Origin of the sequence: Sphaerotilus sp. (assembly GCF_031429695.1) — a bacterium.
Lineage (GTDB): Bacteria > Pseudomonadota > Gammaproteobacteria > Burkholderiales > Burkholderiaceae_C > Sphaerotilus.
This window is the reverse complement of record NZ_JANPAB010000007.1, coordinates 17,764-26,655: the sequence shown is the minus strand read 5'-3', so window position 1 is coordinate 26,655 and position 8,892 is coordinate 17,764. Positions and strand designations below refer to the sequence as shown.

Below are 8,892 nucleotides of genomic sequence, written 5' to 3'. Positions count from 1 at the left end.
GGCGCGACGCCGGAGACTGGACTTCAGCCCTTGAGCGGGTAGCGCCGCAGGAGCTGCATCGGCGCTCCGGCGCTGGGCTCGACGTACAGGCTCAGCGCGTCGCAGCGCCACGGCCGCTCCAGCGCCGGCGAGAAGAAGGTGCGTGCCAGATCGAGCCAGACCTGGCGCTCGCCGTCGTCGGCCACCGTGTCGCTCAGGGTGCAGTGAAACACCCAGCGGTCGAGCACATGCGGATAGCCCCAGCGCACCAGCAGCGCCGACTGGTGGGCATCGAGCGTGCTGCGGCTCTGCAGGCGCTGCAGGTCGGCGGCGGTGGGCGGATCACGGAAGCTGTCGAGTTCGCGCATGCAGGTGTCGGCGAGCTGGTGCAGCGGGTGGCTCGGGTCGAGCGGCCCGGCCGACTGCAGCACGATGAAATCGGCCAGCGTGCTGACCTCCAACGCCGGCATGTCAAAGGCCTGGAGCTGCCGACTCAATGCGCACAGTGCGGCATGCAAGCCTTGCATCGAGGAACCCTCCGCCAGCCGCATCGGCGGCTTCAGCGTGGCATGGAATCCGTAACGCCACGGCGTGGCCCTCCGCGACGGCGGCGAGGGGGCGAGATCGCTGGACGGGTCACGGCCCAGCCAGGTGCATCCGGCTTGCCACAGGGGGTGGTCGGCGGGCGGGGTGAGATAAATCGCGTATCGGGCGCTCATGAAGACATTGCGGGCATTCGGCTGTGCCATAGCCTACATGGTTCCAGCCGGTTTCGTGCAGTCCGACACACCAAGATTTCCGCTTTCAGCCCCCCGGGGACGCAGATCATTCGGTCCGCCGCCCCCGTTGTGAACACTGCACATCGGGGGCCAAGCTGGCGGGCGCAAACTCTCGCCCATGCAACAAGAACAGGTGATGACCCGCGCGCGGCTGGTGCTGCCAGGGGAGGTGGTGACGGGCACGGTGGTCCTGCGGGGGGGCCGGATCGTCGATCTCGACCAGGCGCTGTCGACGCTGCCCTCGGCCATCGATCTGGAGGGCGACTTCCTCCTGCCAGGGCTGGTGGAGCTGCACACGGACAACCTGGAGCGCCACGCCATGCCGCGCCCCAAGGTGCGGTTTCCGATGTGGGGCGCCGTGCAGGCGCACGACGCCGAGGTGGCCTGCGCCGGCATCACGACGGTGTTCGACGCGATCGGCGTCGGCGATCCCTATGGCCAGGGGTTTCGCGCGCAGAACCAGGGCGAGCTGCTGTCGGTGCTCGACGCGCTGGATGCGGCCGGCGTGCTGCGCGCGGACCACCGCATCCACGCCCGCTGCGAGCTGCCCGCCGCCAACGCACGCGCGCTGTTCGAGCCGTTTGCCCACCACCCGCGGCTGGGCCTGATCTCGCTGATGGACCACACGCCGGGGCAGCGCCAGTGGTCTGACCTGGACCACGCCCGCGTCTACTACACCGGCAAGAAGGGCTGGACCGACGCGCAGTTCGACCAGGAGGTCCGGCTCGCCCCAGCCCGCCAGACCGCGCACGCCCGCCCCAACCGCGACTGGTTCGCCGCCTATGCCCGGGCCACCGGAACCGCACTGGCCTCGCACGACGACACCACGGCCGCGCACGTCGACGAGGCGCACCACCTCGGCGCCGTGATCTGCGAATTCCCGACCACGCTCGACGCCGCCCGCCGCGCCCGCGCGCGCGGCTTGCTGACGCTGGCTGGCGCGCCCAATGTGCTGCGTGGCACCTCGCACGCGGGCAATGTGGCGGTGGCCACGCTGGTGCGCGAGGGCGTGCTGGACGCACTGTCCTCGGACTACGTGCCAGCCAGCCTGCTGGCCGCCGCCTGGCAGCTGGCGCGCGAGGATCTGCTCGACCTGCCTGCCGCGGTCCGGCTGGTCACGCTGCAACCCGCCCGCGCGGCCGGACTGGCCGACCGGGGAGCGCTGGCCCCCGGGCTGCGCGCGGATCTGGTGCGGGTGCGCGAGGTCGCCGGCCACCCGGTGGTGCGTGCAGTCTGGAACAGCGGTCGCCGGGTGGTCTGAGCGGTCACGGCATCGTCACACCCGCCGCGGTGATGACCCGCTGGTGCGACACCTCGGACGCTGGCACGCGCCCCACCTGGCCCAGCCGCTGCAGGTAGTCGGCGAAGGTCTGCGTGTAGAGCCGGTAGGTGTTGACCGCCTGCCCCGCCGCCGTGGCCGCCCCGAGCGTGGCATAACCGTCCTTGCCGGCAGCGATGAAATCGTTGGTCACCAGCACATAGGTGCGCGCCGGGTCGATGGCCGACCAGCGGCCCGTGGCCCGGTCCATCACCTCGACCTGGCTGAAGCGTCGGCCCGCGGGCTGGCGCAGGTCCAGCGCCCAGCGCAGCCCGGCCGCGTAGGGGTGGGAGCCGTCGGACTGGCGCTGGTCCAGGTAGTTGGCGACCGCGTCCTCCAGCGCCGCGACGATCTGCGTGCCCGTCAGCGAGAGTTCGACCAGCACATTGGTGAAGGGCAGCACGGTGAAGGCGGTGTTCATCGACAGCGGCCCGGCGCCGATGCCGGTGCGCACGCCACCCGCGTTCTGCAACGCCATCTCCGCCCGCGGGCTGGCGGCCAGAAAGGCGGCGGCCACCACCTGCGCCGCGTCGCTGCCGCGGGCCAGCAGGTTGGCCTGCTCGCAGCCGGCGAGCGCGCCGGAGCGGTTGGTCGTCTCGCCTGGCACGCGCACGAGGCACAGCGGCTCGGTCGCCGTGCCGATCAGGCGCTGCTTCTGTGCCGCCACCTGGCTGGAGTAGGCGGACAGCACCTGCTCCGCCGCCGCATCCGGCACCGTGACGCGCACCTGGGGCACGTCGGCCAGCCGGCTGCGCAGCGCCGCCGCCGTGGCCTCATCGACGGGGACGAAGGCACCGGCCGCATTCTTGCGCCTGAACTGGTCGCCAATGACCAGCGAGGCCTGTCCGCCGCAGCGCGTCACGGCGCCGCGCGCGTCGAACTGCACCTCCATCAACCCGAAGGCTTTGCTGTATTCCCAGGCCTGGCCGATGCAGACCGGGTCGCCGTCGCGGTTCTTCGCCACGGTCGGATACGGCCCCGCGCTGGGCAGGCCCTGGGCGCTGAAGTCGCCCAGCAGCGTGTGCGAATCACCGCCGATGACCACGTCCACATCGGTCAGTGCCGCGGCCATGGCGCGGTCGGCGTCGTAGCCCTGGTGCGTCAGCAGCACGATGTGGCGCACGCCGCGGGCCTTGAGCGTGTCGATGGTCTGCTGCGCGGTGCGGGTCTCGTCGAGGAACTGCGTGCTCGCCAGCGGGCGCGAGGAGTTGACCGTCTTGCCGACGATGTCGATGCCGATGATGCCGACCGGCACACCGCCGACGGTCTTGATGGTGTAGGGCTGGAGCACCGACGGGCCGGTCGGTGCCAGCGGTGTGCCGGGCGCGGGCACGACATTGGCAGCCAGCACCGGGGTCTGGCAGTCGCCGGCGCGCAGGTGGTCGAGGAACCCGCGCAGCACGCCGTCGCCGTCGTCGAACTCGTGGTTGCCCAGTTCGAAGGCGTCGAAGCAGATGGTGTTCATCATCCGCGCGTCGGCCTCGCCCTTGAAGAAGGTGTAGTACAGCGAGCCGGTCACCGCATCGCCCGCGTGCAGCTTGAGCAGGTTCGGCCGCGCGGCCTGCTGGCGGAACAGCGTCGTCAGCCGCGCGAAGCCGCCCAGCTCGACCTGGGTGGGCACGCCGTCGAGCAGCAGCTCCGCCGCGGGGATCGGCTCCAGCTGGGAGTGGTGGTCGTTGATGTGGGCGATGTGCAGCGTCAGCGGCGGCGCGGCGGCTGTAGCGGGCACCGTGCTGCAACCGGACTGGACCGCGCCCAGCAGCAGCAGCAGGGCCATGGATCCCAGGGTGGACAGTGATTGCATGGGCAGCGCCTCCGGTCGATGTCCGGATTGTCCTGCGCCGGATCGGCAGGTGTCACTTGACAACTGCGGCACAGAAACCGAAGGTAGCGGGCTGACCACACCACACGGGGAGATTTGTCCATGCTGCAACGCCGACTCTGGGCCGCCCGCGCCGCCGCGGGCCTGTTTGTCCTGAGCACCCTCGCGCTCCTGGCGGGCTGCGGCAGCAAGGACGATGGCTCGGGCGACACCAGCGCCACCACCGGCACGCTGCGCGTCGTCAACGCCACGACGCAGCGCGCCGCCGTCGGCCTGCTGATCGACGAGGTGTCGCGCGAAACCGGCATCGCGCGCGATGGCGCCAGCGCCACCTACCGCGTCACCGCCGGCAGCCACGCCATCGCCCTGGCCAACAGCAGCGGCAGCGCGCTGGCCTCGACCGCGCCCACCATCGCCGCCGGCAGCGCCACGACGCTGGTGGCCTGGACGGGTGACAACAACGTGGTCAAGTACCTCGCGCTCGACGACAAGGAAAGCCTGCCGGCGGCCGGCCGCAGCAAGCTGCTGGTGTTCAACGCCGCGCGTGACGCCGGGGCGCTCGATGTCCACCTCACCCCCGTCGCCGAAACCCTGAGCGATGCACCGCTGCTGGGCAACGTCGCCGCCGGCAGCGGCAGCAGCGGCTACAGCACCGTCAACGCCGGCACCCACCGCCTGCGCCTGCTCAAGGCCGGCAGCGTGCTGGCCAGCGACGTGCGGCTCGACACCACGCTGACGCTGGCCGACGGCGGCATCACCGCGCTGGTCATCACGCCGAGCACCGGGGGCGTGCTGGCGCATGCCCTGCTGCTGCAACCGGCCACGGCGGTGGTGGCGCTGAACAACCCGCAGGCCCGCGTGCGCCTCGTCAGCGCCCTGCCCGCCAACCTGCCCGTCACGGGCACCTTCGGCGGCACGGGCCTGGCCGCGCTGGGCGGCTCGCCGGCCATCGGCGTGTACACGCTGGTGCCGGCCGGCACGGCGCAGCCCGCGGTCACCGTCAACGGCGCCACGCTCACCGGCGCCACCTGGACCGCCGCCGCCGGCAGCGACACCACGCTGCTCGTCACGGGAACAGGCGCCGCACCGCAGCTCGGTGCGGTCAGCGACGACAACCGCCTGCCCACCAGCAGCAGCGCCACCCGCGTCCGCCTCGTCCACGGCCTGGGCGACATCGGCCAGGACCTGACACTGAACATCGCCGGCGCCGCCGTCGCCACCGCCAGCCCGGGCACGGTGTCGCCCATCACCTCGGTGTCCGCCGTCACCGACACCACCCTGTCCGTGACCCACGCCATCACCGCCGCCACCGTCTACCAGCTCACCGGCAAGACACTCGATGCCGGGGCGCTCTACAGCGTGTTCCTGCTCGGGGACAGCCGGCTGGCCGCGGGCAACGGCTTGCTGAGCGCGGTGGTCAAGGAGCGTTGATCAGACCGTGCGGACCGCGGCTTCCAGCGCATCGACGAACACGCACGCCACGTCGAAACCGGTCTGCTGCTGGATCTCCTGGAAGCAGGTCGGGCTGGTGACGTTGATCTCGGTGACACACTCGCCGATCACGTCCAGCCCGATCAGCAGCAGCCCGCGGGCGGCGAGGACCGGCCCGAGCGTCTCGGCGATCTCGCGGTCGCGCACGGACAGCGGCTGCGCGACCCCCTTGCCCCCTGCAGCGAGGTTGCCACGCACCTCCGTGCCCTGCGGGATACGCGCCAGGCAGTACGGCACCGGCACGCCGCCGATGACCAGGATGCGCTTGTCGCCATGGACGATCTCGGGCAGGAATTTCTGCACCATCACCGTCGTGCTGCCGTCCTTGGTCAGCGTCTCGATGATGGAGCCGAGGTTCATGCCGTCCGGTCCGACGCGGAAGATGCCCATGCCGCCCATGCCGTCGAGCGGCTTGAGGATGATGTCGCCGTGCTCGGCGTGGAAGGCGCGCACGGCCTCGGCCTCGCGCGTGACCAAGGTCGGGCCGATCCACTCGGGGAATTCGAGGATCGCGAGCTTTTCCGGGTGGTCGCGCAGCGCGGACGGCTTGTTGAAGACGCGGGCGCCATCGCGCTCGGCCTGCTGCAGCAGGTGCGTGGCGTAGATGTACTCGGCGTCGAAGGGCGGGTCCTTGCGCATCAGCACGGCGTCGGTGTCGGCCAGCGCGACCTCGCCCTCGGCGACCACCTCGAACCAGTCGGCCTGCTCGCGGCCGGTGAGGATGACCGTGCGGCAGCGGCGCGCCACGACCCGGCGGCCACGCACCCAGACGAGGTCGCGCGGCGCGCAGACCTGCAGCGTGTGACCACGCCGCGCCGCCTCGCGCATCATCGCGAAGGTGGTGTCCTTGTGCGTCTTGAAGGACTCGATCGGGTCGGCGACGAACAGCAGCTTCATGGTGGGCAACGGGGTGTTCAGAGGGTCGCGCAGTGTTGCACAGCCCCGCCAACCCCGTTGGCCGGGCCAGTCAAGTCGGCTCGGTGATGAAGGCGATCCGGCTCAGTCCGGCTTGCTGCAACTGCCCGATCAGCTCCGCCACCCGACCGTAGGGCACGAGCTTGTCGGCGCGCAGCAGCACCTCGGGGCGCTCGCCGCCACGGTGCTCGATTGCCTTCAGCCGCTCGGCGAACGCAGGGGGCTCCAGCCGCTCCTCGCCCCAGTAGAGCGCACCATTGGCCTGCAGACCGAGGCTGATCGCCATGGGCATCTGCTCGGTGGGCGCCGCGCCGTCCGCCTTGGGCAGATCGAGCTTGAGGCTGGAGGTCATCAGCGGCGCCGTGATCATGAAGATCACCAACAGCACCAGCATCACGTCGATCAGCGGCGTCATGTTGATGTCGCTGAACGGCGCCTCGGCCTTGCGGCGCTCAAGACGGCCGAAGGCCATCGTCCTGCTCCCGTGCCCGTGCCCGCTTGTCCAGCGCCATCTCGCGCAGATCGTGCGCGAAGCCTTCGAGGTCGGCCTCGCAGGCGCTCACCCACTTGCCGAACACGTTGTAGGCCAGCACGGCGGGGATCGCCACCGCCAGTCCCGCCGCGGTCATGATCAGCGCCTCGCCGACCGGGCCGGCGACCTTGTCGATGCTGATCGAGCCGGTGGCCGAGATGCCCAGCAGCGCGTGGTAGATGCCCCAGACGGTGCCGAACAGGCCGACGAAGGGCGACGTGCTGCCCACCGACGCCAGCAGTACCTGCCCGGTCTGCAACTGGCCGAGCACGCGGTGCAGTGCATCGCGCAGCAGGCGGGTGAGGCGTGATTCGGCGTCGCTGCCGGCGTCGAGCGTGCCGGGGGCCATCGGGTGCAGCAAGGCGTCGAGCATCGGCGCCAGGATCTGCTCGCGGTCGAGCGCGGCGAGCTGCGTGCGGCCAGTCGCCACGTCGGGCGCCGACCAGAACACCGGCACCGCCCGCGCCAGATCCTGCCGCGCACGGGTCAGCACCCACGATTTCCACAGGATCAGCACCCAGGCCGACACCGACATCGCCAGCAGCAGCGCCGCAACCGTGCGCGAGACGCCATCACCGGCCGACCAGATCCGCGCCAGCCCGTCCACGCGGGTCAGCCCAGACCGAGCACGTCGTCCATGCCGTACAGGCCGCTGGCCCGCCCGGCAAGGAAGCGCGCAGCGCGCAGGCTGCCCTGCGCGTAGGTCACGCGGCTGCTGGACTTGTGCGTGATCTCGATGCGCTCGCCGATGCCCGCGAACAGCACGGTGTGGTCGCCGACCACGTCGCCGCCACGGATGGTGGCGAAGCCGATCGTGCTCGGGTCGCGCGCGCCGGTGACACCTTCACGGCCGTAGACGGCGCACTCCTTCAGGTCACGGCCCAGCGCATTTGCCACGACTTCGCCCATCTTCAGCGCGGTGCCGCTCGGGGCGTCGACCTTGTGGCGGTGGTGGGCCTCGATGATCTCGATGTCGTAGCCCTCGTTCAGCGCACGCGCGGCCATGTCCAGCAGGCGCAGCACGACGTTGACGCCGACGCTCATGTTGGGCGCCATCATGATCGACACGTCCTGCGCAGCGGCGGCGATCTCGGCCTTCTGGGCATCGGAAAAACCGGTGGTGCCGATGACCAGCTTGACACCGAGTTCGCGGCAGACCGCCAGATGCGCCAGCGTGCCCTCGGGGCGGGTGAAGTCGATCAGGCAGTCAGCGCCCTGCAGGCCGGCGCGCAGGTCAGCGGTGACCAGGACACCGCTGGCCTGGCCGAGGAAGGCCGAGGCGTCCTGGCCGATCGCGGGGCTGTCGGCACGGTCGAGCGCGCCGGCCAGCACGCAGTCCTCGGCGGCCATGACGGCTTCGATGAGCATGTGGCCCATGCGGCCGGTGCAGCCGGCGATGGCAACGCGCAGCGGCGCGGTGGCGAACGGGGAAGCAGCGGGAGCGTTCATCGGGCAGAGGTTTCCAGCGGGGGGTAGGAGCGGGCCGGGCCGCTGGCCGCCGTCTGCGGCGGCTGCGCGGAGCGGCTTGGAGCGGGCACCGGAATGGCGCGCAGTTGCTGCTCGTCGAGTTCGAGCACGGTCTTGCGCGACGGCGGTTTGCTCGCGTCGATCGAGGCGACGAACTCGCGCTCGGTCGGCACGGCATCCGCCTCGAAGCGCGCCACACGGTCGTTCTCGAAGAAGACCGTCACGCGGCGCTGCTGCGGCGCGGTGCCCTGGCGGCGGATGGTGAAGACGTAGTCCCAGCGGTTGGCATGGAACACGTCGTTCAGCAGCGGCGCGCCCAGCAGCGTGCGCACCTGGTCGCCCGACAGGCCGGGGCGGAGCTGCGCCACCATGTCCTGGGTGACGACGTTGCCCTGCACCACTTCCATGCGGTAGGGCGTGACAAAACCGAGCAGCGAGCCGTCGGACGAGATGGTCGAACACCCGGCCAGCATGGCAACAGCCATGAGCAGGAGGGACGACACGGGGTGGGGGAAGCGGGTCAGAGCAGCCATGTGGTTTTGGTGGTAGACACCGCCGTGAGCGGCACATCCCGATATGATCCGGCCAT

At 70.9% G+C, this 8,892-nt stretch carries 9 protein-coding genes; 2 read left to right on the top strand and 7 right to left on the bottom strand.

All coding sequences use genetic code 11. The features are described from left to right. Nucleotides 1-23 precede the first annotated feature (23 nt). Entirely contained in the window at nucleotides 24-698 is a 675-nt protein-coding gene (locus tag RMP06_RS00825; protein WP_310459880.1) for a DUF1045 domain-containing protein, read from the bottom strand. 178 nt (nucleotides 699-876) lie between these two features. On the opposite strand from RMP06_RS00825, the gene RMP06_RS00820 reads away from it, so the two are divergent. Then, complete coding sequence (locus RMP06_RS00820; protein ID WP_310459879.1) at nucleotides 877-2,019, top strand: alpha-D-ribose 1-methylphosphonate 5-triphosphate diphosphatase; 1,143 nt, start codon at nucleotides 877-879, stop codon at nucleotides 2,017-2,019. Between the two features lie 4 nt (nucleotides 2,020-2,023). On the opposite strand, the gene RMP06_RS00815 is transcribed toward RMP06_RS00820, so the two are convergent. Continuing rightward, entirely contained in the window at nucleotides 2,024-3,880 is a 1,857-nt protein-coding gene (locus RMP06_RS00815) for a bifunctional metallophosphatase/5'-nucleotidase (RefSeq protein WP_310459878.1), read from the bottom strand. 120 nt (nucleotides 3,881-4,000) lie between these two features. Between RMP06_RS00815 and RMP06_RS00810 the strand changes: the two genes are divergently transcribed. Beyond that, nucleotides 4,001-5,329, top strand: a complete 1,329-nt coding sequence (locus RMP06_RS00810) for a DUF4397 domain-containing protein (protein ID WP_310459877.1) — start codon at nucleotides 4,001-4,003, stop codon at nucleotides 5,327-5,329. Here the strand turns inward: RMP06_RS00810 and gshB are convergent, their stop codons facing one another. The 5 genes from gshB to RMP06_RS00785 all read right to left on the bottom strand — a co-directional run bounded on the left by gshB (nucleotide 5,330) and on the right by RMP06_RS00785 (nucleotide 8,836). Beyond that, nucleotides 5,330-6,286: a glutathione synthase gene (gshB, locus tag RMP06_RS00805; RefSeq protein WP_310459876.1), complete on the bottom strand. Its 957-nt coding sequence runs from the start codon at nucleotides 6,284-6,286 to the stop codon at nucleotides 5,330-5,332. Between the two features lie 70 nt (nucleotides 6,287-6,356). Further along, nucleotides 6,357-6,776, bottom strand: coding sequence for an ExbD/TolR family protein (locus RMP06_RS00800; RefSeq protein ID WP_310459875.1), 420 nt, complete (start codon nucleotides 6,774-6,776; stop codon nucleotides 6,357-6,359). Continuing rightward, nucleotides 6,757-7,443: a MotA/TolQ/ExbB proton channel family protein gene (locus tag RMP06_RS00795; RefSeq protein ID WP_310459874.1), complete on the bottom strand. Its 687-nt coding sequence runs from the start codon at nucleotides 7,441-7,443 to the stop codon at nucleotides 6,757-6,759. Before RMP06_RS00795 ends, RMP06_RS00800 begins: the two co-directional genes overlap by 20 nt. A gap of 5 nt (nucleotides 7,444-7,448) precedes the next feature. Next, nucleotides 7,449-8,285, bottom strand: coding sequence for a 4-hydroxy-tetrahydrodipicolinate reductase (gene dapB / locus RMP06_RS00790; protein ID WP_310459873.1), 837 nt, complete (start codon nucleotides 8,283-8,285; stop codon nucleotides 7,449-7,451). After that, nucleotides 8,282-8,836, bottom strand: coding sequence for an outer membrane protein assembly factor BamE (locus RMP06_RS00785; protein WP_310459872.1), 555 nt, complete (start codon nucleotides 8,834-8,836; stop codon nucleotides 8,282-8,284). The genes dapB and RMP06_RS00785 overlap by 4 nt, the downstream gene beginning before the upstream one ends. Between the last annotated feature and the right edge of the window lie 56 nt (nucleotides 8,837-8,892).

Coding starts and splice junctions, on each gene's coding strand:
- RMP06_RS00785 (WP_310459872.1), bottom strand. CDS start 8,836: ATGGCTGCTCTGACCCGCTTCCCCCACCCCGTGTCGTCCCTCCTGCTC.
- gshB (WP_310459876.1), bottom strand. CDS start 6,286: ATGAAGCTGCTGTTCGTCGCCGACCCGATCGAGTCCTTCAAGACGCAC.
- RMP06_RS00815 (WP_310459878.1), bottom strand. CDS start 3,880: ATGCAATCACTGTCCACCCTGGGATCCATGGCCCTGCTGCTGCTGCTG.
- RMP06_RS00825 (WP_310459880.1), bottom strand. CDS start 698: ATGAGCGCCCGATACGCGATTTATCTCACCCCGCCCGCCGACCACCCC.
- RMP06_RS00800 (WP_310459875.1), bottom strand. CDS start 6,776: ATGGCCTTCGGCCGTCTTGAGCGCCGCAAGGCCGAGGCGCCGTTCAGC.
- RMP06_RS00820 (WP_310459879.1), top strand. CDS start 877: ATGCAACAAGAACAGGTGATGACCCGCGCGCGGCTGGTGCTGCCAGGG.
- RMP06_RS00810 (WP_310459877.1), top strand. CDS start 4,001: ATGCTGCAACGCCGACTCTGGGCCGCCCGCGCCGCCGCGGGCCTGTTT.
- dapB (WP_310459873.1), bottom strand. CDS start 8,285: ATGAACGCTCCCGCTGCTTCCCCGTTCGCCACCGCGCCGCTGCGCGTT.